The organism is Rhodanobacter sp. C06 (assembly GCF_002001105.1).
Taxonomy (GTDB): Bacteria; Pseudomonadota; Gammaproteobacteria; order Xanthomonadales; family Rhodanobacteraceae; genus Rhodanobacter_A.
Genome location: NZ_MUNP01000066.1, coordinates 1 through 23,148, shown reverse-complemented (window position 1 = coordinate 23,148; position 23,148 = coordinate 1). Strand labels below are relative to the sequence as shown.

The following is a 23,148-nucleotide window of genomic DNA, read 5'->3' as shown; positions in this document are numbered from 1 at the left end:
CGTGATGCGCCGGGAGCGGCGGTCAGCGCGCCAGCAGCTCGGCCAGCACCGCCATGCGCACGAACACGCCGTTGGCCACCTGTTCGAGGATGCGCGACTGCGCGCCGTCGGCCACCTCGTCGGCGATCTCGATGCCGCGGTTGAGCGGGCCGGGGTGCATCACCAGGCAGCCCTTGGCGGCGCGCGCGAGGCGGCGGTTGTCCAGGCCGTAGCGGCTGAAATAGGCGGCTTCGTCGGGCAGCTCGGTGGCGGCCATGCGCTCCTTCTGCAGGCGCAGCATGATCGCCACGTCGGCGCCCGCGATCGCGCTGTCGAAATCCTCGGTGAAGCGGCACTGCGGGAATTCCGAGGCTTCCGGCAGCAACGCGGCGGGGCCGCAGAGGCGGATCTCGCCCGTGCCCAGCGCGGTGAGCGCGTGCACGTCCGAACGCGCCACGCGCGAGTGGCGGATGTCGCCACAGATCGTCACCACCAGGTTCTCGAAGTCCGGCCGGTGCTGGCGGATGGTCAGCGCGTCGAGCAGGCCCTGGGTGGGATGCGCGCGGTTGCCGTCGCCGGCGTTGACCACCGACACGCCGCTCATCGCGTGGCGCACCAGTTCGTCCGGCGTGCCGGAGACCTTGTGGCGCACCACGATCGCGTCCAGGTGCATGGCCTCCAGCGTGTGCAAGGTGTCGTACAGGGCCTCGCCCTTGGCGGTGGAGGAGAAGCCAAGGTCGAAGTTGAGCACGTCGGCGCCCAGCCGGCGCGCGGCCAGCTCGAACGAGGTGCGGGTGCGCGTGGACGGCTCGAAGAACAGGTTGAGCACGGTGCGCCCGGCCAGCGTGTCCAGCTTGCGGGTGCCGTGCGCGCAGGCGTCGCGCACCGCGATGGCGCGATCGAGCAGGCGCTCGATGCTGGCGCGCGGCAGGTGTTCCAGCGTGGTGAGGTGGCGCAGGCGTGTGGTCATGGCGGGGCGGCGGGAGTGGAAAGATCGGAAGTGGACGCAGGTTCGGCGAACCAGCGTTCGAGGATCACGGCGGCGGCCTCGGCGTCGATCGCCGCGGCATCGCGGCGGCGCTTCAGGCCCGCGGCGCGGGCGGCGGCGAAGCGGCGCGCGGCCTCCTGCGAGCTGTGGCGCTCGTCGATCAGCGCCACCGGCAGGGCATAGCGTTGCTGCAGCGCCGCGGCGAAGCGGCGGGCGCGCCGGCTGGCAGGCTGTTCCTCGCCGGCCAGCGTGAGCGGCAGGCCCACGACCAGGGTGTCGGGCAACCAGTCGCCGCGCAGCGCATCCAGTTGCGGCCATTCCGGTTCGCCGTCGCGCACCGCGAGCACGGCGAGCGCGCGGGCGCTGGCGGTGAGCGCATTGCCCACCGCCACGCCGATCAGCTTGCTGCCGACGTCGAAGCCGAAGGCACAGCTCATGCGTGGCCCGCGTAGCCGGGCAGCTGCAGCGGGTCGACGCCGACCAGGCCGGCGGCGGCGCTCCAGCGGTCCTCCAGCGGGGTGTCGAACACCACCCGTTCGCAGGCCTCGGCGGTGAGCCAGGCGTTCGCCATCAGCTCCTGCTCCAGCTGGCCGGCGTCCCAGCCGGCGTAGCCCAGCGCCATGATCGCCTGGCGCGGACCTTCGCCGGCGGCCATCGCCACCAGGATGTCGCGCGAGGTGGTCACCGACCACGAAGCGTTGATGCGGTAGCTGGACTCCCAGTGGCCGGGCTCGCGGTGCAGCACGAAGCCGCGTTCCTGCTGCACCGGGCCGCCGATCAGCACCGGCGCGTCGGCCAATTCGGGATCGCTGCACTCCAGCTTCATCTGCGCCAGCACGTCGCCGAGGCGGTACTGCGAGAGCTGGTTCACCAGCAGGCCCACCGCGCCTTCCTCGCTGTGCTGGCACAGCAGGGCCACGCCGCGCGAGAACGGCGGCTCGGCCAGCCCGGGCATGGCGATCAGGAAGTGGCCGGTGAGGGTGGGCGGTTCGGTGCGGCTCATGCGCTCATTGTAAGCCCGTACCGTGAAGAGTCGGCAGTTGCGCCGCGATCTATTTGCTTCGCAGCACGCCGCCCGGCAGGAACTGCCAGGTGCGGGTGATGTAGAGCTCGTCCACCTTCGCCTCGGGCGGCAGTGGCGGGAACGGCGCGGCCAGCCGCACGATGCGCTCCGCCGCGGCGTCCAGCAGCGGCTGGCCGGAGCTGCTGATCACGTCGATGCTGTGGATGCTGCCGTCGCGGTTGATGCCTACCGTGAGCAGCAGGTCGCCGTGCAGCTCGCGCCGGCGCGCCTCTTCCGGGTAGTTGAGGTTGCCCACCCGCTGCACGCGGTCGGACCAGCCGCGCATGTAGGCGGCATAGACATACTCCTTCGTGTTGGCCGAGATGTATTTCTTGCGCGGGCGCTTGGCATAGGCCTGGGTCTGGTGGCGCAGTTCGGCGGCGAGCTGGGCCATCTCCTGCTGGCGGCGCAGCTCCTGCGCGCTGGGCGCGTCCTGCGGCGGCACCTCGGTCTGCGCGGTGTCGCTGGCCACGCTGAAACGGCTCTGGCCGCTGGTGGTGACCATGCGCTGCGGCGTGGCCTCGCGCGGCTGCGGCGTGGCGGCGTCGATGTTCCGCATCGCCGTGCCGGGATCGGGCTTGGGCAGCGCGCCGGAGAACGGTTGCGAGGGCCGCGCCGCATGGTCGCTGGTGCCGCCGCCGCGGTTGTTCGCCTGGGCCAGGAAATCGGCCTGGTCCGGCGCCTCGCGGTTGGCCACGTTGACCAGGGTGACGTCCAGCGTGGGCAGGCTGGGCGTGGGCTTGGCGAAATGGAACGTGATGCCCAGCAGCAGCACGCCATGCAGCAGCAGCGAGAACAGCAGGGTCGCGCCGATCGGGTCGGCGGCGGGGCGTGCAGCGGTGGAACTCACGGAGCGCGGCTTCCAGCAGGGCGCTGCTCGAGGGCATCGAACAGCAGGCCCGCGATATTAAGCCCGAATTGCGCATCCAGCTCGCGCGCGCAGGTCGGCGATGTGACGTTGATCTCGGTGAGGAAATCGCCGATCACGTCCAGACCCACGAAGCGCAGGCCGCGCCGGCGCAGTTCCGGCGCCACCTGGGCGGCGATCCAGCGGTCGCGCTCGCTGAGCGGCACGCCTTCGCCGCGGCCGCCGGCGGCGAGGTTGCCGCGGAACTCGTCGCCCTGCGGGATGCGCGCCAGCGCGTAGGGCACGGGCTCGCCGTCGATCAGCAGGATGCGCTTGTCGCCCGCACTGATCGCCGGGATGAACTTCTGCGCGATGGCGAAGTGCCGGCCCTCGCCGTGCGGGCCGCCGGCCAGCAGGGTCTCCAGCATCGAATTCAGGTTGCTGTCGCCGGCCTTCACGCGGAAGATGCCGCGCCCGCCCATGCCGTCCAGCGGCTTCAGCACCGCCTCGCCGTGTTCGGCCACGAAGCGGCGCAGGTCGGCCGGATCGCGCGAAACCAGGGTGGGCGCGCAGCATTCGGGAAACTGCAGCGCGAACAGCTTCTCGTTGCAGTCGCGCAAGGCGCGCGGGTCGTTCACCACGTTCACGCCGCCGCGCTGGGCCGCCTCCAGCACCATGGTGTCGTAGATGAACTGGGCATCGACCGGCGGATCCTTGCGCATCAGCACGATGTCCAGCTCGCGCAGGTCGCGCCAGCGCGCCTCGCCGAGGCTGAACCAGTCGTGCGCATCGTCGCGCACCGCGAGCGGGCGCAGCCGCGCCCATGGCGCGCCGTCGCGCAGCGCCAGGTCGCCCTGTTCCAGGTAGTGCAGCGTGTGGCCGCGGCGCTGCGCCTCCAGCAGCATGGCCAGGCTGGTGTCCTTGGCCGGCTTGATCGCGCCGATGGGGTCCATCAGCACCGCGACCGAGAGGGGCATCGTGATTCTCCGCGAAAGGTCTTGCGGCGCGGAGCGCCGGCGACGGGGAGGACGATGTTCGCCCACGCCGCCGGTCGCGACAAGCCTGCGCACCGTTCCTGGGTTGATTGGAGCATCCCTTGTGCCGCAGAAGGTTCAAGCCTGCCGGTGAGGGTCACATTGCGCGCTCGCGGGACCCCTCGTGACGCGAATGTTGCTTGACGCGCTGGCAGGCAGGCAGTAAACAACGAGGCCTGTGCATCCCGCCGCAGAGCGGGTGTCGCGGATCGCGATGCTTGTCTTGTTTTGTCATGTGCACCGGCGGCATGCTTGTTGCCTGTCTTGGTGGTTGTCCTGGACCCGTCTTTGGGTGACAGGGGGGGAGTAATGAATCTGAACGCGAACGCGAATGGTCTGGCCGGCCTGCGGGTCATGGTGATCGATGACTCCAAGACCATCCGTCGCACGGCAGAGACCTTGCTGAAGAAGGAAGGCTGCGACGTGCTGACTGCGGTGGACGGCTTCGAGGCCTTGGCCAAGATCGCCGACCAGAAGCCGGCCATCATCTTCGTCGACATCATGATGCCGCGGCTGGACGGCTACCAGACCTGCGCGCTGATCAAGAACAACCCGCAGTTTCGCGGCACCCCGGTGATCATGCTGAGCTCCAAGGACGGCCTGTTCGACAAGGCGCGCGGCCGCGTCGTGGGCGCGGAGCAGTACCTCACCAAGCCATTCACGCGCGACGAACTGCTCGGCGCCATCCATCACCATGTCAGTACGGTTCCCAGCCGCTGACCGCAGATTCTCGGGGGAACCTGTGGCCGAAATCCTCATCATCGACGACTCGCCGACCGACGTGCGCGTGCTCACCACGCTGCTCGAACGCGCGGGTCATCAAGTCGCCTCCGTCGGGAACGCCGAGGAAGGCATCGAGCGCGTGCGCAGCACGCCGCCCGCGCTGGTCATCATGGACGTCATCATGCCCGGCATGAACGGCTTCCAGGCCACCCGCACGCTCACCCGTGATCCGGCCACGTCCGAGGTGCCGATCGTGATGATCACCACCAAGGCGATGGAGACCGATCGCGTGTGGGGCCTGCGCCAGGGCGCGCGCGCCTTCATCACCAAGCCGGTGAACGAGGGCGAGCTGCTCGCCTGCATCAACCAACTGCTGTCGAGCGCGGCATGAACGCGACCGCCGGGCTTACCCCGTTCGAGATCCTGGCCCGCTACGAGCGGCTGTCGTTGGAGCATGCCTCGGACACCCGCGAGCGGATGGACGCGCCGGGCCTGTGGCGCGGCATCGGCTATCGCGTGGGGCCGCGCATGCTGGTCAGCGAGATCGGCGAGATCAACGAACTGCTGGCGATGCCGCCGCTCACCGCGGTGCCCGGCACCCGGCCGTGGTTGCTCGGCGTGGCGAACGTGCGCGGCAACCTGATGCCGGTGGTGGATTTCGGCCGTTTCCTGTTCGACGAGCGTACGCCGCAGACCGACCGTGCCCGCCTGCTGGTGGTGCGCCAGGGCGGCGGCAGCGTGGCCCTGCTGGTGGACGAGGTGTTCGGCCAGCGCACGGTGGATGCGGAGCAGCGCCGTGCGGCCGGGCAGGAAGACGATCCGCGGCTGGCGCGTTTCGCCGAGCAGCGGGTGGGCGAGGGGGAGCAGCAGATGGCGATATTCAACATGAGCCGGCTGGTGCGGGCGCCCGATTTCCGCCAGGCCGCGGCCTGATCCCGCGGCGAGCGCATGCAGCAGGTCCGGCGCCGCCAGGGGCCGGAAATTCCAAGATGGCAGGTCCAGGATCCGTTCCCGTCCATGCTGGCGGGGCCGATCCGGTGAAGTAGACGGACGAGGTGAACATGAGCACTACAGGGGGCGTCGGCAAGGAGCGTGGGAATACCGCACTCATTGTCCTGTTGCTGGTCGCGATCGGCTTCGCGGCACTGGATTTCTGGCAGCTCAACGTGAAGAACGGCGAGGATCGCCAGGCGGTCGCGCTGACCACGCAGATCCAGGTGCTGTCGCAGCAGACCGCGAAATTCGCGCTGGAATCGTCCGACGGCAACGCCGATTCGTACAAGGAGCTGGAAAGCACCCGCAACGCGATCGACTCGGCGGTGCGCAAGCTGAACAAGGGCGACGCGGCCACCGGCATGCATGCCTATGCCGACAACAACACTTCGCCGGTCGGTCGCGCCGCCAGCGCGTTGGACGGCGCCTGGAAGCAGCTGGACGGCGACATCGGCAAGATCCTCCAGAACAAGGCCGTGGTGCTCGACTCCGGCCAGCGCGCGGCCACCGTGTCGCAGCAGATGCCGCTGCTCAATTCCAGCATGGACCAGGTGGTCAACATCCTGCAGCAGCGCAACGGCAGTGCCGAGCAGATGCTGGGCACCTCGCGCCAGATGCTGTCGGCCGACCGCATCATCCGCCGCGTGCAGGAAGTGCTGCAGGGCGGCGACAACGCCCAGGCGGCTGCCGACGGCCTGCAGCGCGACGCGCAGCTGTACGGCAGCGTGCTGCAGGGCCTGATCGAGGGCAACCCGGGCAGCGGCGTGCGGCCGATCGGCGACGCCAACGCGCGCAAGATCCTCACCGGCATGCAGGACGACTGGGGCAAGCTGGCCGATCCGCTGGCCAAGCTGGTGTCCGCTTCCGGCAACCTCGCCACGGTGAAGCAGGCCGGCAACAAGGCCTCGCTGGATTCGCAGTCGGTGCTGCTGCGCGCGAACGACCTCGCCGAGCAGATCGGCAAGCTGCCGTTGCGCCGCCTGTTCCCGAACGTGTGGTGGGGCCTGCTGGCCGCGATCGGCGCGGTGGCATTCGCCCTGCTGCTGGTGGTCAGCCTGGTGCGCGACCAGCGTCGCCGCTTCGCCGAGTCCACCTCGCTCAACCAGCGCAACCAGGAGGCGATCATGCGCCTGCTGGACGAGATGGGCGCGCTGGCCGAAGGCGACCTGACGGTGAAGACCACGGTGACCGAGGAGATCACCGGCGCGATCGCCGACTCGGTGAACTACGCCATCGACGAGTTGCGCACCCTGGTGACCACGATCAACGAGACCTCCGAGCAGGTCTCCTCGTCGGCGCAGGAAACCCAGACCACCGCCCGCCACCTGGCCGACGCGGCCGAGCAGCAGGCGCAGCAGATCAGCACCGCGACCGGCGCGATCAACGAGATCGCCAGCTCGCTGGACCACGTGTCGAAGAACTCCGCCGAGTCGGCCGACGTGGCCGAGCGCTCGGTGCAGATCGCCTCGCACGGCGCCGAAGTGGTGCGCGAGACGATCTCGGGCATGGACTCGATCCGCGACCAGATCCAGGAGACCTCCAAGCGCATCAAGCGGCTGGGCGAATCCTCGCAGGAGATCGGCTCGATCGTGGAACTTATCAACGACATCGCCGAGCAGACCAACATCCTGGCCTTGAACGCGGCGATCCAGGCGGCCTCGGCCGGCGAGGCCGGCCGCGGTTTCGCGGTGGTGGCGGACGAAGTGCAGCGATTGGCGGAACGCTCGACCAGCGCGACCAAGCGTATCGAAACGCTGGTGCAGACGATTCAGTCCGACACCAACGAAGCGGTGAACTCGATGGAGCAGACCACCGCCGAGGTGGTGGCCGGTGCGCGCAAGGCGGAGGATGCCGGCAGCGCGCTGGGCGACATCGAGCGCGTGTCGCACGACCTGTCCGCGCTGATTCAGAACATCTCCAGCGCAGCACGTCAGCAGTCAGCGGCGGCGACGGACATTTCGCAATCGATGAACGCGATCCGGGAAATCACCTCGCAGACCTCGCAGGGCGCCAGTCGCACCGCCGACTCGATCGGTACGCTGGCGCAGCTGGCCAGCGATCTGCGGCGTTCGGTAGCGCACTTCAAGCTGCCGGGATGATGGCGATATTTACTGACTGGGGCAGTCTCGATGGTGGCGCGGCCCCGTGCCGCGCAACCGCTGAGGGAAGTGCATGAGACTTCAAGACCACATCGATTTCACCACCCTGCAGTGGGTTCGTCCCGAGCTGGAACAGACGCTGGCGGATGCTCGCGAAGCGCTGGAATCCTATGTCGACAACCCGGCCAGCGACGAAGCCATGCGCGCCTGCGCGAGCGGCCTGCACCAGGTGCAGGGCACGCTGCGGATGGTCGAGTTGCCCGGCCCCGCGATGGTGGCGTCGGAAATGGAAGCGCTGGCGGTCGCGCTGCTGGAAGGGCATGTCGCGCAGCGCGAGGAAGCCTATACCGCGCTGATGCGCGGCATGATGCAGTTGCCCGACTACCTGGAACGCCTCGCCGGCGGCCACCGCGACGTGCCGGTGGTGCTGCTGCCGCTGTTGAACGACCTGCGCGCCAGCCGCGGCCAGGAGGCCTTGCCCGAATCGGCGCTGTTCCGCCCCAACCTCGACGCCTTCCTGCCCACCCAGGCGCCTGCCGCGATGAGCGAGGCGCAGGCCGAGGCACGCCGTGGCGAGTTGGTCGAGCTGCGCCTGCAGTTCCAGCAGCACATGCTTGCCTGGTTCCGCGGCCAGTCGCAGGCGCAGCCGCTGGCCGGCATGCGCAAGGCGCTGCTGGCGATCGCCGCGCGCTGCTTCCACGTGCATGGCCGACGCCTGTGGTGGATCGCCGCCGGCGTGGTGGAAGGACTCGAGCGCGGCATGCTCGTGGCGCATGCGGCCGAATTGCGCCAGCTGATCGGCAAGGCCGACCGGCACATCCGCCAGCTGATCGAGCAGGGCGAGGACAGCCTGCGCGGCGGCGAGGCCGACGACCTGTGCAACCGCCTGCTTTACATCGTGGCGCAGTCGCGCCAGCACAGCCCGCACATGGAGCTGCTGCGCCGCACCTATGCGCTGGACAATTTGCTGCCCGACGCCGACGAACTGGAACACGCCCGCGGCTCGATGGCGGGACACAACCGCGCCCTGCTCGATTCGGTGGCGAAGGCGCTGAAGGACGACCTGCTGCGCGTGAAGGAAGCGCTCGACCTGTTCCAGCGCCAGCCCGGCGCCGATGCGGCTTCGCTGGAGCCGCAGTGCGAACTGCTCGGCCGCGTGGGCGATACCCTGGGCATGCTGGCGCTGTCGGTGCCGCGCCGGGTGATCGAGGAGCAGCGGCGCGTGCTCGACGAGATCGTCAACAAGCTGCGCCCCGTCGACGAGGACATCCTGCTCGACGTGGCCGGCGCGCTGCTGTACGTGGAAGCCTCGCTGGACGACCACATCGAGAGCCTGGGCGCGGGCGAGGAGCCGCACGACGGTACCGTCGCGCCGGGCCTGCCGCGCAGCGAGGCGCAAGGCATCCTCAGCACGGTGATGCAGGAGGCGGTCCGCAACACCGAAAAGGTGAAGGAGGCCATCGTCGCCTTCGTCGAATCCGGCTGGGAGCACGCCGGACTGACCGCCGCACCGGCCCAGATGAGCGAGGTCGCCGGCGCCGCGCGCATGCTGTCCGCCGAGCGTCCGGCCGAGCTGGCCGAGGGCATCGGCCGCTTCATCCACAACGAGCTGCTGGCCGACCGCCGCGTGCCCAGCAGCACGCAGATGGATCACCTGGCCGACGCGCTGGCCGCGCTGGAGTACTACCTGGAAGCAGCGCGCGAGCATCGCGGCGGCCTCGCGCACATCATCGACGTGGCCGAGCACAGCCTCGGCCAGCTCGGTTACTGGCCGCTGCCGGCCGAGCGGCCGCTGTCGGCCGTGCCGGTCGACGCGCCGGCGGCCGAGGTGCAGGACAGCGGCGAGGACACCTTGTCCGAGTCGGTGAGCCTGTATCCCGGCAGCGATGCCAGCCAGCTGTTCGTCGCGCCGGAAGTGCCGCGCGAGGCGCCGGCACACGACGTCGACGGTCTGCGCTATGCGCAGACCGAAGCCACCGCGCCACCGATGGCTGGCGACGACGCCGACTGGATCGAGATCGAGGAAGAGATCGAGGAGCAGGTGCCGGCGAACGCCGCACAGGCCGGCGCATTCCGTTTCGATCACCAGGCCGAAGGCATCGACGACGACATCCGCGAGATCTTCGTGGAGGAGATGCAGGAGGAGATCGACAACCTGCGCAGCGCCGAAGGCAGCTGGCTGGCCGATCCCGCGCGGCTCGACGCGTTGACCCCGATCCGCCGTTCCTTCCACACGCTCAAGGGCTCCGGCCGGCTGGTCGGCATCCCCGCGCTGGGCGAGTTCGCCTGGCGGGTGGAGGACATGCTCAACCGCGTGCTCGATCACACGGTCGAGCCGCACGCAGGCGTGCAGGCGCTGGTACGCCACGCCATCGATGCGCTGCCACAGCTGCTCGCCTCGCTGAAGGGCGAAGGCGTGCCGCATGCGCCGGTCGAGGCGATCCAGCAGACCGCCAGCCGGCTCGCCGGCGGCGACGCGTCCGCACGGATCGAGGACCATGCGCCGACCGCGATGGAAACCGTGCGGCGCACCGTGCGTCGCCGGGTGCCGCGCCTCGACGCCGCCGCCGCCGCGATTCCGGCCGCCGGTCTCACCGACACGCAAAGCGTCCCGGCCCCGGAGCCGGCCGAGCCGCCGGTGTCGCTGGCGATCTCGCCGCTGCCCTCGGTCGACCCGGTGTTGCTGGAGATCCTGCGCAGCGAGGTCGCGCAATACCTGCAGGCCATCCGCACCGCGATCCAACGCAGCAGCGGCGAATTGCCGGTGGGCGAGGACCTGCTGCGCGCCGTGCATACCTTGCATGGCGCGATCGCGATGGTCGAGATTCCGCTGCTCACCCAGCTGCTCTCGCCGCTGGAGAGCCTGCTCAAGCGTGTGCGCGGCGTCGGACAGGCGCTACCGGTGGAGGGTGTGCGCCTGCTCGACCGCTCGGCCGACGTGGTCGACCACGTGATGGCCCAGTTCGACGTGGCCACGCCGCAGTTGCCGAACGTCGACCTGCTCACCACCCAGCTGATCGAGTTGCGCGACCGCTATCCGGAGTCGCAGGTGGCGCATGTCGGCGCCGAAATCCACGCGGAGGCGGCGCCGTCGCCGGTCGATTTCGCGGCCCCCGCCGACGCCACGGACGAGCCCGAGGCGCCTGCCGTCGCGGAGCACACGGCACCGGCGTCGCTGCCGGAGGACGGCGCGCACGACGACTACGCCAGCGAGCTGATGGCTGCGCTCGGTGCCTTCGAGCCGCAGGCACCGAGCCTGGCCGAACGCGAAGCCGCCGAGCATGCCGCCGCCGAGCGTCTCGCGGCCGAGCATGCCGAAGCTGAGCAGCGCGCACACGCCGCCGCCGAACAGGAAGCGGCCGAACGCGCCGCCGCCGAGCAGGCGGCACAGGCGAAGGCCGAACAGGAACAAGCCGAACGCGAGCAGGCCGAACAGGAACGCCTCGAACAGGAGCGCATCGAACAGGAGCGTGCCGAGCAGGTACGGCTGGCGCAGGAGCGCGCCGCCCGCGAAGCCGCCGAGGCGCAGATGCGCGCAGCGGCGGAAAAGGCCGCGGCGGAACAGCGCGCCGCGGAAGCCGCGGCGGCGGAACAGGCTCGCCTGGACGCGCAACGCGAGGCCGAGGCCGCCCGCGCCGCCGCAGTCGATCATGCGGCACCCGTCGCCGCCGTGGCGCTCGCCGACACGGGCTTGCCGATCGACGCCGACCTGCTCGAAGTCTTCGTCGAGGAGGCGCGCGAAATCCTCGACCACGCCGACGGCGTGCTGGCGCAGTGGCATGCCGAGCCGGCCGCGGCCGGACATCTGCCCGAACTGCAACGCGACCTGCACACGCTCAAGGGCGGTGCGCGCATTGCCGGCCTGATGCCGGTAGGCGATCTGGCCCATGCGATCGAGACGCTGCTGGAGAAGCCGGTGGCCGATGCCGCCCAGGCGATCCCGCTGATCGGCGTGCTGGAGGCCAGTTTCGACCAGTTGCACACCATGGTGCAGCAGGTGTCGCAGGGGCAGGCGCCGACTTATCCGCAGTCCACGATCGACCATCTGCTGGCGCTGGCCGGCGAGCAGCAGTTTGCCGACGACGCGGCGCTGGCCGCCCGGGCGGCGCCGCCGGCGCAGCCTGTCGTGCCGCTGCCCGAGCTGCTGCCCGCGGCAGAGGGCGTCGACGTGCCTTCCGCGCAGGAGCAGATCCGCGTCCGCGCCGAACTGCTCGACAACCTGGTGAACCATGCCGGCGAGGTGGCGATCTACCGCTCGCGCCTGGAACAGCAGGTGTCCGGCTACCGCTTCAACCTGGTCGAGCTGGACCAGACCGTGCAGCGTCTGCGCAGCCAGCTGCGCATGCTGGAAATCGAGACCGAGGCGCAGATCATCGCGCGCTTCCAGCGCGAGCACCGCGAGGCCGGCAGTGCCACCGTGTTCGATCCGCTCGAGCTCGACCGTTTCTCGCAGCTGCAGCAGTACTCGCGTGCGCTGGCCGAGTCGGTATCCGACTTGGTGTCGATCCAGGGCATGCTGGACGAGCTGACCCGCCAGGCCGAGAACCTGCTGGTGCAGCAGTCGCGCGTCAGCACCGAGTTGCAGGAAGGCCTGCTGCGCACGCGCATGCTGCCGTTCGACACCATGGTGCCGAACCTGCGCCGCACCCTGCGCCAGGCCGCGCAGGAGGAAGGCAAGAGTGCCCAGCTGTACGTAGACGGCGCCCACGGCGAAATGGACCGCAACCTGCTCGACCGCATCAAGGCGCCGTTCGAGCACATGCTGCGCAACGCCGTGGCGCATGGCATCGAATCGCCGGCCCAGCGCCGCAAGGCAGGCAAGCCGGCCGAGGGCGCGGTGCGCATCCGCGTGGCGCGCGAGGCCACCGAGGTGGTGGTGCGCGTCAGCGACGACGGCCGCGGCCTCGATCGCGAGGCCGTGCGCAAGCGCGGCGTGGAGCGCGGCCTGATCCGCGCCGACGCGCGCCTCAGCGACGACCAGTTGCTCGCGCTGATCACCCAACCTGGCTTCTCCACCGCCAGCACGGTCACCCAGCTCGCCGGCCGCGGCGTGGGCATGGACGTGGTGGCGAACGAGATCAAGCAGCTGGGCGGTTCGCTGGCGATCGAGTCGCAACCGGGGCAGGGCACCACCTTCGTGCTGCGCCTGCCGTTCACCCTCGCGGTGACCCAGGCGATCCTGGTGCGCATTGGCGAGAGCACCTTCGCGATCCCGATGACCTCGGTGCAGGGTGTGGCGCGGATCGGCCCCGACGAGCTGGCTGCCAAGCTGGCCGAGCACGAGCCAGCGTTCGGCTACAACGGCGAGCAGTACGGCATCCACGACCTGGCCGAGTTGCTGGGCCTGCCGCCCGGCGCGGTGCCGGAGGGCGAGCAGCCGCCGTTGCTGCTCACCCGCGCCGGCGACCTGCGCGCGGCGATCCGCATCGACGCGGTGCTGGGTTCGCGCGAGATCGTGGTGAAGTCGGTCGGCCCGCAGGTGAGTTCGGTGCCCGGCGTACTGGGTGCCACCATCATGGGCGACGGCTCGGTGCTGGTGATTCTCGACCTGGCTCCACTGGTCCGCCACGGCGTCGTGCGGCGCGAGCAGCGCCTGGCCGAAGGCCTCAGCGCGGTCGAGCTGCCGACGATCGAGGAGCTGCGCGCGCGCCCGCTGGTGATGGTGGTGGACGATTCGATCACCATGCGCAAGGTCACCGGCCGCGTGCTGGAGCGCCACGAATACGAAGTGGGCACCGCGAAGGACGGCGTCGACGCGCTGGAGAAGCTGCACGAGCGCGTGCCCGACCTGATGCTGCTGGACATCGAGATGCCGCGCATGGACGGCTACGAGCTGGCCACCCACATGAAGGCCGATCCGCGTCTGCGCGACATACCGATCATCATGATCACCTCGCGCACCGGCGAGAAGCATCGCCAGCGCGCGTTCGACATCGGCGTGGACCGTTACCTCGGCAAGCCGTACCAGGAAGCCGAATTGCTGACCCAGATCGGCGAGGTGCTGGAGCAGCGCGCCATGGCACTGCTTGCACGGGAGCCGCACCATGCTTGAAGCGCGACCCGCGGTGGCGCTGCTGTTCGACGATGCCGAGTTGGGTGGCCACCTGCACCAGGTACTGCAGGAACACGGTGCGCGGATCGTGCATGAGGGCACCGTCGCGGGTTTCGACGCCGCCTTGCTGAGGCAGCTCGATCCCGACGTGCTGGTGGTGAACCTCGACGAGGAGGACGACGCGGCCTTCGATCGTCTGGTTGAGATGATCGATGGCGATCGGCCGAGCCTGGTATTCAACGACGCCCGCGCCAGCCGTGCGCTGAGCGGCTGGGATCGTGCGCGTTGGGCCCGTCACCTGGCGGTCAAGGTACTGGCCAGCGGCGACGTGGACCCGCCGCGGCCAGCGGATGCGCTGGTAGTGGAGACGGCACCGATGGCGGTCGCCGCGACGGCCGTCGCCCCGCTCGCGACGCCGCCGGCCGAGCCTGAACCCGTGCCCGTGCCCGTGCCCGAGTTGGCCAGCCACGCGGCGGCCATTCCGGAAGCGGCCGTGCCGGATCGGTCGGAGCCGGTCGAGTCGCCGTTGCACGACGATGCGCACGAGGCGCAGAGCCGTGCCGCATCGGAGGATCTGGAGGCGGAGCTGGCCGCCCTGCTCGCTGCCGACGAACCGCTGCCGGACGAGGACGCCGCGCCGTCCGCGCCACGCGAGGAATTACCGCTGCACGACGGCGATTTCAGCTACGCGATGTCCCGCGACGACGAGCTGCTCGAGGTGCCGGTCGAGCCCGTGGCGCCGGTGGTGGTGGCGAAGGCGCCAGCCGCCCCGGAAAGCTGGGCGCTGGTCGACGACGCTGCTGCCGTGCACGCCGATCCGGTGCCTGCCGGCACCGGGGATTTCGGCATCGAGAAGATGAGCGCTGCCGATTTCCTCGCGCCGGACGTCGAACCGGCGACCGCGGAGTTCCAGCCGACGATGAGCCTGGAACTGGTGTCGATGGAAGAGGCGGTGGCGCCGCAGGCCTGGGAGCCGAACGAGATGCTGCTGGACGAGCTAGGCAGCGTGCCCGGTCGCGTGGTGCTGCTGGGGGCCGCCGTCGATGGCCTGGATGCGGTATGCGATTTCCTGGCGACCCTGCCTGCCACTGCACGGCACACCATCGTGCTGACCCAGCATTTCGGCGGCCAGCCGGTTGCCGCCGTGCTGCAGCTGCTGACCACCCATTCCAGCCTGCCGGTGCGGTTGGCCGCGCACGGCAGCCGCGCGCGCAGCGGCGAAGTGCTGCTGGTGCCAGCCGAGGGCCAGGTGCAGCTGCGCCGCGATGGCAGCGTCGAGCTGCGCAACCATGACGGCGCGCAGGAGTCGTCGATCGACGCCAGCTTCACCATGGCAGCGAACATGTTCGGGCGCGACGCGCTGGGCATCGTGTTCGCCGGCAACTCCACCGATGCGGTGGCCGGTGCGCAGGCGATCCACGACCGCGGTGGCCAGGTCTGGGTGGAGGCCGCCGACGGCGAACATTACGCCGACATGGTCAGCGGCATCTTCGCCGAACGGCTGGTGAGCTATTCCGGAACGCTGCACGAACTGGCGGCGCACCTGATCGAGGTCTATCCATGAGCGACGCATTGTTGCCCCGCGAAATCCGCTGCGTACTGGTGCCTTCCGGCAGCCTGCGCCTGCTGCTGCCCAATACCACCGTGGCCGAGGTGATCACCCAGCCTGCCCACGAGACGGTGGAAGGTGCGCCCGACTGGCTGGTCGGGCGCATCACCTGGCGCGGCTGGCGCGTGCCGCTGGTCTCGTTCGCCCGGCTCGCCGGTGCGGGCGAGGGCGACGCCGAGTTGACCGTGCGCGTGGCCGTGCTGAAGGCGCTGGGCGGCCATCCGAAGCTGCCCTTCGTTGCCGTGCTCACCCAGGGCTTCCCGCGCCTGACCACGCTGAACGCCGAACTGATCATCCCCACCCACGACGGCAACGCACTGCCACCCGGCGTGCGCGCCCAGGTACTGGTGCGCGACGACGTGGCGGTGATCCCCGACCTCGAAGGCATCGAGGCGGAGCTGGTGCAGTTGCTGCAGCTGGACCGGGACCCACCGGACGAGCCGGAGACGCTGGACGGCGTCGCCTGACCTAACGCTGGCGGGCCCGGTTCGGCAGCGTGGTGTTCCTGCGGACAGGCGCGATGTTCTTCGTTGCCGCGAGGGTGGGCGGGCGGCCTGCCTTTCACGGTGTAGCCAGGGCATTCCTCGGCGTCGCGGTGACCTTCTGGTGCCGCAGGCGCGGCAGCTGCGAGTAGTCGTCCATACGGCCGATCAGAAATCCCCGTGCAGCGCCTGCAACGCGGCCAGTGCCGCCAGTCCTGCGGTCTCGGTGCGCAGGATGCGCGGGCCCAGCCGCAGGCCGTGGAAGCCGGCCGCCTGCAGCAGGGCGATGTCGCGTTCGCCCAGACCGCCTTCCGGTCCCACCACCAGCAAGGCGCCGGCGTCGCCGGGATGCAGTTTCCGCGTCGACGATTCCGCCTCGGGCAACAAGGCCAGCCGCAGTGCACCGTCGTCGGCCAGTGTCGCCAGCCAGGCCGGCAAGGTCTGCGCAGGGAGGATCTCGGGCAGGCTGGCGCGGCCGCATTGCTCGCAGGCGCTGGCCGTCACTGCGCGCCAGTGCGCCAGGCGCTTCTCCGCACGGGTCGGATCTAGCTTCACTTCCGAGCGTTCGGTGAGCAGGGGCACGATGCGCGCCACGCCCAGCTCGGTGGCCTTCTGCACGATCAAGTCCATCTTCTCGCCGCGCGCCACGCCTTGCGCCAAGGTCAGTCGCAGCGGGGATTCGCGCGCCACGGCCTGCCGCTCCAGCAGCTGCACCCGCACCTCGCGCTTGTCGACGCTGCGGATCGTGGCGGCATAGTCGGCGCCGTCGCCGTTGAACAAGGTCAGCGGATCGCCAGGCGCGAGACGCAGCACCCGGGCCACGTGCTCGCCGGCCTGTGCCGGCAAGGCGACTTCCGCGCCGGTGGCGAGCGGCAGGTCGACATGGATGCGTATCGTGCGCATGCGGGTGGCTTCGCGACAAAGCGCAAGCATAATCGAGCCGATGCGCAGGCTGAACGCCGGCGCGCCGCAAGGACGGCGGCGCTTGCTTGCCGCCGGCGGCGAGTACAGGATGAGCACGTCACGGAGCGGCAGGAGGTAACCGCCATGCTCAAGACCACCATCCTTTCGTTGTCGGCGGTGCTCGGCCTTGGCCTCGGGGCAGCCGCGGCGGCGCAAACGGCACCGTCCGCGCCACGCGCACCGCATGCCGTGTCGACGGCCGCGGCCACGCCATCCACCCCGCAGCAGCATCCGCTGATCAAACCGGGCGACCGCAACTGTCTCCGCGACACCGGCAGCCTGATCCCCCCGAAGAAGGGCGAGTGCCTGCAGGGCGCCTTCGGGCGCAGCTACAGCGCCAAGGAGCTGCGCAGCACCGGCCAGCCGAATACCGCCGATGCCCTGCGCATGCTGGATCCGGCGATCCACTGATCGCCGCCGTCGAAGCGTCCTGGGGGTTCAGTCCGCCACGGCGTGCGCGATGCCCGCCGTCGCGACCTCGACCAGGTGGTCGATCTCGGCCTCGTTCACCACGTAGGGCGGCATGAAGTAGATCACGTTGCCCAGCGGGCGCAGCAGTGCCTCGTGCTGCAGGCCATGCAGGTAGACGCGCAGGCCGCGGCGTTCGGCGGCAGGCCAGGGCCGGCGCGTGGCCTTGTCGGCCACCAGTTCCACCGCGGCGATCATGCCGGTCTGGCGCACCTCGGCCACGTGCGGGTGGTCGCGCAAGGCTTCCAGCCGTCGCGCGAGATGGGCGGCCAGCGCGCGGTTGCGTTCCAGCACCGGTTCGTCGCGGAAAATCGCCAGCGTGGCCAGTGCCGCGCTGCAGGCCAGCGGATTGCCGGTGTAGCTGTGCGAGTGCAGGAAGGCCTTGCCGCTGTTGTATTCGGCATAGAAGGCCTCGTACATCGCATTCGTGGTGAGCACCGCCGACAGTGGCAGGGTGCCCCCGGTGAGGCCTTTCGAGAGGCACATGAAGTCGGGCGACACGTTCGCCTGCTCGCAGGCGAACAGCGTGCCGGTGCGGCCGAAGCCGACCGCGATCTCGTCGGCGATGAAGTGCACGGCGAACTCGTCGCACAGCCGGCGCAGGCCGGCGAGGTAGTCGGGGTGGTACATGCGCATGCCGCCCGCGCATTGCACCAGCGGTTCCACGATCACCGCGCAGGTTTCGTGCGCGTGGCGCTCCAGCAGCGCGCGCAGTTCAACCAGCCGGCGCGCGGCCACCTGCGCGGGCGTCTCGCCGGGCTCGCCTTCGTAGGCGTCGGGCGAGGGTGCCAGGATCGGCGTGAGCAGCAGCGGCGCATAGGTCTTGCGGTACAGCGCCACATCGCTTACCGACAGCGCGCCCAGGGTCTCGCCGTGGTAACTGCCGGTGAGCGCGATGAAGCGGGTCTTCTCGCCATGGCCCTGATTCAGCCAGTAGTGGAAGCTCATCTTCAGCGCCACCTCGATCGCCGCCGAGCCGTTGTCGGCGAAGAACACCTTGTCCAGCCCCGGCGGCGTGAGGCGCACCAGCTGCTCGGCCAGTTCGATCGCCGGCGGATGGGTGAAGCCGGCGAAGATCACGTGCTCCAGCGTGCGCGCCTGCTCGGCCAGCGCGGCGGCGATGCGCGGGTTGGCATGCCCGAACAGGTTGGTCCACCACGAGCTGATGCCGTCGAGGTAGCGGCGGCCTTCGGCGTCGTGGAGCCACGCGCCTTCGCCGCGCACGATCGGTACGAGCGGGATCGTCTCGTGGTCGCGCATCTGGGTGCAGGGATGCCAGATATGCTTCAGGTCCCGCGCGGCGAGCGCGGCATTGCGGTCGATGAGGTTCGTCATCCGGATATGATCGTTCCGAGTAGACGGGCACTCAAGCGCGCGGGACCTGTCCGGAAAATGCGTTTGAAAACTCTGAAGAAAATCCTGGCGGCCGTGGCCGTGCTGTTGCTGGCCGCCACGGTCCTGCTGTGGTGGCTGCCTGTGCGCTGGGCCTTGCCGCTGCTGCAACCGTCGTTGCACGGCCTGCGCCTGCAGCAATTGCACGGCAGCGTGTGGAATGGTCGCGCGGAGCAGGTGCTGGCCTCGAACGGCCGGGACTTGGGTCGGCTGCAGTGGCAGCTGTCGCATCGTGCCCTGCTCGGGCAGGCCGAAGTTCAGCTCGACTTCGACGGTCCGCAGTTCGAGTTCCACGGCCAGCTGCGGAAATTGTCGGCAGCCCAGGTCGTCTGGAGCGGCGTGCAGGGCCGGGTGAATCTCTCCGCACTGACCGACCCGCGCCTGCGCCTGCCGCTGGGCAAGCCGCAGGGCGAGCTTGACTTGAACGCGGAACACGCGCTGCTGCAGGGCGGCTGGCCCATGCAGTTGAAGGCCGTGCTGCACTGGCGACACGCTGCGCTGCGCACACAGGGCGGTGAAGTGGTGCTGGGCGATTGGGATGGCCAACTCGATGCGCAGAACGGCGTGATCCATGCACAATGGCAGGATGACGGCCAAGGCCCGCTGCGCACCACCGGCGAGTTGCAACTGAGTCCGCTGGGCTGGCGCCTCGCGGCCGAGCTGCAAGCGCGGCACGATGATCCGGTCTTGCGGCACTGGCTCGCTGCGCTGGGCAAGCCCGGTGCCGACGGCACGGTGCACGTCGAACGCCGCGGCGGATTGGCCGCATCCACCTTGGGAAACACCGCACGATGAAATCCGAACTCGCCGCGACCGCCCTGACCGCCGCCCGCGAAGCCGCCGCCGCCGCCGCCGAGGTGATCCTGCATTACTGGAAGCGCGGAGTGGTGGTGGAGATCAAGGGCGATGCCACGCCGGTGACGATCGCCGATCGCGAAGCGGAACAGGCGATACGCAAGGTACTGCATGCCGCATTGCCCGAGGCTTCGATCTACGGCGAGGAGTACGGCCTCGATGGCGGGCGCGACGGCCTGCTGTGGCTGGTCGATCCGCTGGATGGCACCAAGAGCTTCGTGCGGCGCACGCCGTTCTTCTCCACCCAGATCGCGCTGATGGACCGCGGCGAGCTGGTGCTGGGCGTGTCCAGCGCGCCGGTCTACGGCGAGACGATGTGGGCGAGCCAGGGCGACGGTGCGTGGTTCGAGGGCGAACGCGTGCGCGTGGCCGGCACCACCGATTTCGCGCAAGCCTCGATCTCCACCGGCAACGTCAAGACGCTCACCGGCGACACGCGCTGGGGCGCGCTGGGCGCGATGATCCGCGACTCCAACCGCATCCGCGGCTACGGCGACTTCTGCCACTACCACCTGCTGGCGCGCGGGGCGCTGGATCTGGTGATCGAATCGGATGTGAACATCCTCGACATCGCCGCGCTGGCGGTGATCGTGCGCGAGGCCGGCGGCGTGTTCACCGATCTGGACGGCCAGCCACCCACGCTGGACACGCGCAGCGTGCTGGCCGGCACCCCGGCGATCCATGCCGAGGCCTTGCGTCGGCTGCGCTGCTGAGTCGCGCGCTACAATCGCCGGATGCCCAAGCCGCCCATCATCCACGCCACGCGCGACATCGAGCACAGCCGCTTCCTGCGCGCCGAGCAGGTCGATCTGGAATTCTCCAACGGCGAGCGGCGCACCTACGAGCGCATGAAGCCCGGCGGCCTCGGCGCGGTGATCATCGTGCCGATGCTGGACGCGGAGACCGTGCTGCTGGTGCGCGAATACGGCGTTGGCCTGGACCGCTACGAGCTCGGCCTGCCCAAGGGGCGTCTGGACCAGGACGAGACCGCCGAGCAGGGTGCAAACCGCGAGCTGAAGGAGGAGATCGGCTACGGCGCGCGCAAGCTGAAGATCCTGCACAACCTCTCGCTGTCGCCATCGTACATGACCCACATGGCGCACGTGGTGCTGGCGCAGGAACTGTATCCCGAGCGCCTGCCCGGCGACGAGCCCGAGGAGCTGGAAGTGGTGCCGTGGAAGCTCGCCGAGCTGCACACCCTGGTGGCGCGCGACGATGTCACCGAGGGTCGCTCGATCGCCGCGTTGTTCATGGCGCGCGAATACCTCGCCGGCCGGATGCAGCTGTCATGAGCGCGCCGTTCGAACACCCCCTGCTGTGGCAGATCGGCACGCTGGCGCGCCGTGCGGGCGAGGCGATCCTGGAGGTCTACGCCCTAGACTTCGACGTCGAGTTGAAGGACGACCGCTCCCCGCTCACCGCCGCCGACCTTGCCGCGCAGAAGGTGATTGCCGAAGGCCTGGCGCACATGGAGCCCGTACTGCCGCTCGTTTCCGAAGAAGCCAAGCAGGCGTCGTGGGAGCAGCGCAAATCGTGGGCGCGGCACTGGCTGGTCGATCCGCTCGACGGTACCCGCGAGTTCGTCAAGCGCAACGGCGAGTTCACGGTCAACATCGCGCTGATCGAGGACCACCGGCCCGTGCTGGGCGTGGTGCTGGCGCCGGTCACCGGCGATCTGTACGTCGCCGCGCGCGGTATCGGCGCGTGGTGGCAGGCGGAAGAGGGCGGCGACTGGGAGCGCATCGGCACGCGCGCGCTGGCGCGGCCGGCCACCGTCGCCGGCAGCCGCTCGCACGGCGGCGCGCAGGAGGACACGCTGCGCCGCCTGGTCGGCGAGGACCACGTGCTCCAGCCGCTGGGTTCCTCGCTGAAGTTCTGCCTGCTCGCGCGTGGCGGCGCGGACGTCTACCTGCGTCGCGGCCCCACCAGCGAGTGGGATACCGCCGCGGCGCAATGCGTGCTGGAGGAAGCGGGCGGCGCCGTGCTCGACCTGCATGGCCGGCCGCTGCGCTACGACCGCGGCGAATCGCTGCTCAATCCCGAATTCATCGCGGTGGGCGACGCCGGCCTCGACTGGCCCGCCAAGCTGCGCGACGCCGGCTTGCCATGAACGACGCCGCGCGGCACGGCCTCGACGAACTGCTGACGATCATGGCGCGGCTGCGCGATCCCGCACATGGCTGCCCGTGGGATGTACAGCAGGACTTCGCCAGCATCGCGCCCTACACCATCGAGGAAGCCTACGAGGTGGCCGATGCGATCGACCGCGGCGACTTCGGCGAGCTGCGCGAGGAACTGGGCGACCTGCTGCTGCAGGTGGTGTTCCATGCGCGCATGGCGGAGGAGCGTGGCCTGTTCGACTTCGCCGACGTGGCGCAGGCGATCAACGCCAAGATGATCCGCCGCCACCCGCACGTGTTCGGCGAGGCGAAGTACGCCAACCTCGAGGCGCAGAAGCAGGCCTGGGAAGAGCTCAAGGCCGCCGAGCGTGCCGCCAAGGGCGAGGCACACGACGCCAGTGCGCTGGCCGGCATCTCGCACGGCCTGCCGGAGTGGAAGCGTGCCACCAAGCTGCAGCAGCGCGCCGCCACCGTGGGCTTCGACTGGCCCGACCATCGCCCGGTGCTGGACAAGCTGGCCGAGGAAATCGACGAGGTGCGCGCCGAGTTCGATGCCGGCGCCGATCCCGCGCGGCTGGAGGACGAGATCGGCGACGTGCTGTTCGTGGTGGCCAATCTCGCCCGCCACGCCGGCGTGGATTTCTCGCGCGCGTTGCGCCACGCCAACGCAAAGTTCGAGCGGCGCTTCCGTCGCATGGAACAGTTGGCCGACGATGCGGGCGGCAGCCTCGCCGCCCACGATCTACCCGCGCAGGAGGCGTTGTGGCGGCGCGCCAAGCAGGACGAACGCTGATTGCCGCTACCCGGGCAGGAGCGCACCCCCGGATCAAGTCCGGGGCAGGCTCTGTGCGCGAATGCCTTTGCCCTGATCGAAGCACAAAGTCATCGCGCACTGGGTGCGCTCCTACGGACCTTCGGTCGGATCAACGCGGCTTGCAACCTTTTGCCGCTGCCATGCATCAGAACCAGTCGACACCCAGACCAGGAGTTCCGCCATGCGCCGTGCCGTCCTTGCCCTGCTGCTGCTCGCCCCGCTCTCCGTCTACGCCGCCAACCAGTGCAAGTACCAGGCGCCGCGCAACCTGCAGCTCGACCTCGCCGGCGTGCGCGGCGTGCAGATCGACGTCAACAGCTACGACCTGCACGTGAACGGCGCGTCTGGCGCGAAGCAGCTGGTGGTGAACGGCCGGGCCTGCGCCTCCGACCAGTCGCTGCTGGACAAACTGCAGATCACCCAGCGCCGCGAGGGCGACCAGCTCATCATCGAACTGGGTGGGCAGAACAACTTCTCGTTCCACCTCTTCGGCAGCTCCTACACGAATCTGGAAGCGAACGTACAGTTACCGCCGGAACTGCCGGTGACGGTGCGCGTGGGCTCCGGCGACGCCACCGTGGCCGGCGTGCAGCAGCTGCGCACCATGGTGGGTTCGGGCGACCTGCATGTCAGCAACATCAGCGGCGCCTTCAGCACCAGCGTGGGT

General features: G+C 69.7%; 20 protein-coding genes and 1 pseudogene. 14 read left to right on the top strand and 7 right to left on the bottom strand.

Features of this window, described 5'->3' with window-relative positions; genetic code table 11:
• Positions 1–22: 22 nt before the first annotated feature.
• From B0E52_RS14220 to gshB, 5 genes are read right to left on the bottom strand one after another with little or no spacing between them, the layout of a single operon-like run.
• Positions 23–949: an aspartate carbamoyltransferase catalytic subunit gene (locus B0E52_RS14220; protein ID WP_077484861.1), complete on the bottom strand. Its 927-nt coding sequence runs from the start codon at positions 947–949 to the stop codon at positions 23–25.
• The gene (gene ruvX, locus B0E52_RS14215; protein WP_077484860.1) at positions 946–1,404 is read right to left on the bottom strand and encodes a Holliday junction resolvase RuvX; all 459 of its coding nucleotides are present in this window, start codon (positions 1,402–1,404) and stop codon (positions 946–948) included. Before ruvX ends, B0E52_RS14220 begins: the two co-directional genes overlap by 4 nt.
• Positions 1,401–1,970 (bottom strand): YqgE/AlgH family protein, encoded by a 570-nt coding sequence (locus B0E52_RS14210; RefSeq protein ID WP_077484858.1) that lies wholly within the window; start codon positions 1,968–1,970, stop codon positions 1,401–1,403. Before B0E52_RS14210 ends, ruvX begins: the two co-directional genes overlap by 4 nt.
• A 49-nt stretch (positions 1,971–2,019) precedes the next feature.
• The gene (locus B0E52_RS14205; protein WP_077484857.1) at positions 2,020–2,880 is read right to left on the bottom strand and encodes an energy transducer TonB; all 861 of its coding nucleotides are present in this window, start codon (positions 2,878–2,880) and stop codon (positions 2,020–2,022) included.
• The gene (gene gshB, locus B0E52_RS14200) at positions 2,877–3,854 is read right to left on the bottom strand and encodes a glutathione synthase (RefSeq protein ID WP_077484855.1); all 978 of its coding nucleotides are present in this window, start codon (positions 3,852–3,854) and stop codon (positions 2,877–2,879) included. Before gshB ends, B0E52_RS14205 begins: the two co-directional genes overlap by 4 nt.
• A 366-nt stretch (positions 3,855–4,220) precedes the next feature.
• Between gshB and B0E52_RS14195 the strand changes: the two genes are divergently transcribed.
• The 7 genes from B0E52_RS14195 to B0E52_RS14165 all read left to right on the top strand — a co-directional run bounded on the left by B0E52_RS14195 (position 4,221) and on the right by B0E52_RS14165 (position 15,854).
• Entirely contained in the window at positions 4,221–4,631 is a 411-nt protein-coding gene (locus tag B0E52_RS14195; RefSeq protein WP_077484853.1) for a response regulator, read from the top strand.
• A gap of 22 nt (positions 4,632–4,653) precedes the next feature.
• The gene (locus B0E52_RS14190; protein WP_077484852.1) at positions 4,654–5,025 is read left to right on the top strand and encodes a response regulator; all 372 of its coding nucleotides are present in this window, start codon (positions 4,654–4,656) and stop codon (positions 5,023–5,025) included.
• Positions 5,022–5,567 (top strand): chemotaxis protein CheW, encoded by a 546-nt coding sequence (locus tag B0E52_RS14185; protein ID WP_077484850.1) that lies wholly within the window; start codon positions 5,022–5,024, stop codon positions 5,565–5,567. Before B0E52_RS14190 ends, B0E52_RS14185 begins: the two co-directional genes overlap by 4 nt.
• A 128-nt stretch (positions 5,568–5,695) precedes the next feature.
• Positions 5,696–7,726 carry a methyl-accepting chemotaxis protein gene (locus tag B0E52_RS14180; RefSeq protein ID WP_077484848.1) on the top strand — a complete coding sequence of 677 codons (2,031 nt, stop codon included), beginning with the start codon at positions 5,696–5,698 and terminating at the stop codon, positions 7,724–7,726.
• Positions 7,727–7,799: 73 nt separating this feature from the next.
• On the top strand, positions 7,800–13,778 hold the full coding sequence (locus B0E52_RS14175) for an Hpt domain-containing protein (RefSeq protein WP_077484846.1): 5,979 nt from the start codon (positions 7,800–7,802) through the stop codon (positions 13,776–13,778).
• Positions 13,771–15,342: a chemotaxis protein CheB gene (locus B0E52_RS14170; protein ID WP_077484845.1), complete on the top strand. Its 1,572-nt coding sequence runs from the start codon at positions 13,771–13,773 to the stop codon at positions 15,340–15,342. The genes B0E52_RS14175 and B0E52_RS14170 overlap by 8 nt, the downstream gene beginning before the upstream one ends.
• Positions 15,339–15,854 carry a chemotaxis protein CheW gene (locus B0E52_RS14165; RefSeq protein ID WP_077484843.1) on the top strand — a complete coding sequence of 172 codons (516 nt, stop codon included), beginning with the start codon at positions 15,339–15,341 and terminating at the stop codon, positions 15,852–15,854. Before B0E52_RS14170 ends, B0E52_RS14165 begins: the two co-directional genes overlap by 4 nt.
• Before the next feature lie 183 nt (positions 15,855–16,037).
• Here B0E52_RS14165 and B0E52_RS14160 read toward each other — a convergent pair whose 3' ends face one another.
• A complete protein-coding gene (locus B0E52_RS14160) occupies positions 16,038–16,772 on the bottom strand; it encodes a 16S rRNA (uracil(1498)-N(3))-methyltransferase (RefSeq protein ID WP_077484874.1) in 735 nt (244 codons plus the stop codon).
• A 144-nt stretch (positions 16,773–16,916) separates the two neighbouring features.
• Between B0E52_RS14160 and B0E52_RS14155 the strand changes: the two genes are divergently transcribed.
• Positions 16,917–17,243, top strand: coding sequence for a hypothetical protein (locus B0E52_RS14155; protein ID WP_077484842.1), 327 nt, complete (start codon positions 16,917–16,919; stop codon positions 17,241–17,243).
• A 27-nt stretch (positions 17,244–17,270) separates the two neighbouring features.
• Here B0E52_RS14155 and B0E52_RS14150 read toward each other — a convergent pair whose 3' ends face one another.
• Entirely contained in the window at positions 17,271–18,635 is a 1,365-nt protein-coding gene (locus tag B0E52_RS14150) for an adenosylmethionine--8-amino-7-oxononanoate transaminase (protein ID WP_077484840.1), read from the bottom strand.
• A 57-nt stretch (positions 18,636–18,692) separates the two neighbouring features.
• On the opposite strand from B0E52_RS14150, the gene B0E52_RS14145 reads away from it, so the two are divergent.
• The 6 genes and pseudogenes from B0E52_RS14145 to B0E52_RS14120 all read left to right on the top strand — a co-directional run.
• Positions 18,693–19,487 carry a type II secretion system protein N gene (locus B0E52_RS14145; RefSeq protein WP_254426808.1) on the top strand — a complete coding sequence of 265 codons (795 nt, stop codon included), beginning with the start codon at positions 18,693–18,695 and terminating at the stop codon, positions 19,485–19,487.
• A complete protein-coding gene (locus B0E52_RS14140) occupies positions 19,484–20,260 on the top strand; it encodes an inositol monophosphatase family protein (RefSeq protein ID WP_077484838.1) in 777 nt (258 codons plus the stop codon). Before B0E52_RS14145 ends, B0E52_RS14140 begins: the two co-directional genes overlap by 4 nt.
• A 21-nt stretch (positions 20,261–20,281) precedes the next feature.
• On the top strand, positions 20,282–20,839 hold the full coding sequence (gene nudE / locus B0E52_RS14135) for an ADP compounds hydrolase NudE (protein WP_077484837.1): 558 nt from the start codon (positions 20,282–20,284) through the stop codon (positions 20,837–20,839).
• Complete coding sequence (cysQ, locus tag B0E52_RS14130; protein WP_077484835.1) at positions 20,836–21,657, top strand: 3'(2'),5'-bisphosphate nucleotidase CysQ; 822 nt, start codon at positions 20,836–20,838, stop codon at positions 21,655–21,657. Before nudE ends, cysQ begins: the two co-directional genes overlap by 4 nt.
• Positions 21,654–22,460 (top strand): nucleoside triphosphate pyrophosphohydrolase, encoded by an 807-nt coding sequence (gene mazG, locus B0E52_RS14125; protein ID WP_077484834.1) that lies wholly within the window; start codon positions 21,654–21,656, stop codon positions 22,458–22,460. The genes cysQ and mazG overlap by 4 nt, the downstream gene beginning before the upstream one ends.
• A 202-nt stretch (positions 22,461–22,662) precedes the next feature.
• A pseudogene (locus B0E52_RS14120) lies at positions 22,663–23,148 on the top strand (hypothetical protein); the annotation flags it as partial.

Excerpts from the sequence above, each read along its gene's own strand:
- B0E52_RS14220 (WP_077484861.1), bottom strand. The coding sequence starts at position 949 with ATGACCACACGCCTGCGCCACCTCACCACGCTGGAACACCTGCCGCGC.
- ruvX (WP_077484860.1), bottom strand. The coding sequence starts at position 1,404 with ATGAGCTGTGCCTTCGGCTTCGACGTCGGCAGCAAGCTGATCGGCGTG.
- B0E52_RS14210 (WP_077484858.1), bottom strand. The coding sequence starts at position 1,970 with ATGAGCCGCACCGAACCGCCCACCCTCACCGGCCACTTCCTGATCGCC.
- gshB (WP_077484855.1), bottom strand. The coding sequence starts at position 3,854 with ATGCCCCTCTCGGTCGCGGTGCTGATGGACCCCATCGGCGCGATCAAG.
- B0E52_RS14195 (WP_077484853.1), top strand. The coding sequence starts at position 4,221 with ATGAATCTGAACGCGAACGCGAATGGTCTGGCCGGCCTGCGGGTCATG.
- B0E52_RS14185 (WP_077484850.1), top strand. The coding sequence starts at position 5,022 with ATGAACGCGACCGCCGGGCTTACCCCGTTCGAGATCCTGGCCCGCTAC.
- B0E52_RS14180 (WP_077484848.1), top strand. The coding sequence starts at position 5,696 with ATGAGCACTACAGGGGGCGTCGGCAAGGAGCGTGGGAATACCGCACTC.
- B0E52_RS14175 (WP_077484846.1), top strand. The coding sequence starts at position 7,800 with ATGAGACTTCAAGACCACATCGATTTCACCACCCTGCAGTGGGTTCGT.
- B0E52_RS14170 (WP_077484845.1), top strand. The coding sequence starts at position 13,771 with ATGCTTGAAGCGCGACCCGCGGTGGCGCTGCTGTTCGACGATGCCGAG.
- B0E52_RS14165 (WP_077484843.1), top strand. The coding sequence starts at position 15,339 with ATGAGCGACGCATTGTTGCCCCGCGAAATCCGCTGCGTACTGGTGCCT.
- B0E52_RS14160 (WP_077484874.1), bottom strand. The coding sequence starts at position 16,772 with ATGCGCACGATACGCATCCATGTCGACCTGCCGCTCGCCACCGGCGCG.
- B0E52_RS14155 (WP_077484842.1), top strand. The coding sequence starts at position 16,917 with ATGCTCAAGACCACCATCCTTTCGTTGTCGGCGGTGCTCGGCCTTGGC.
- B0E52_RS14150 (WP_077484840.1), bottom strand. The coding sequence starts at position 18,635 with ATGACGAACCTCATCGACCGCAATGCCGCGCTCGCCGCGCGGGACCTG.
- B0E52_RS14145 (WP_254426808.1), top strand. The coding sequence starts at position 18,693 with ATGCGTTTGAAAACTCTGAAGAAAATCCTGGCGGCCGTGGCCGTGCTG.
- B0E52_RS14140 (WP_077484838.1), top strand. The coding sequence starts at position 19,484 with ATGAAATCCGAACTCGCCGCGACCGCCCTGACCGCCGCCCGCGAAGCC.
- nudE (WP_077484837.1), top strand. The coding sequence starts at position 20,282 with ATGCCCAAGCCGCCCATCATCCACGCCACGCGCGACATCGAGCACAGC.
- cysQ (WP_077484835.1), top strand. The coding sequence starts at position 20,836 with ATGAGCGCGCCGTTCGAACACCCCCTGCTGTGGCAGATCGGCACGCTG.
- mazG (WP_077484834.1), top strand. The coding sequence starts at position 21,654 with ATGAACGACGCCGCGCGGCACGGCCTCGACGAACTGCTGACGATCATG.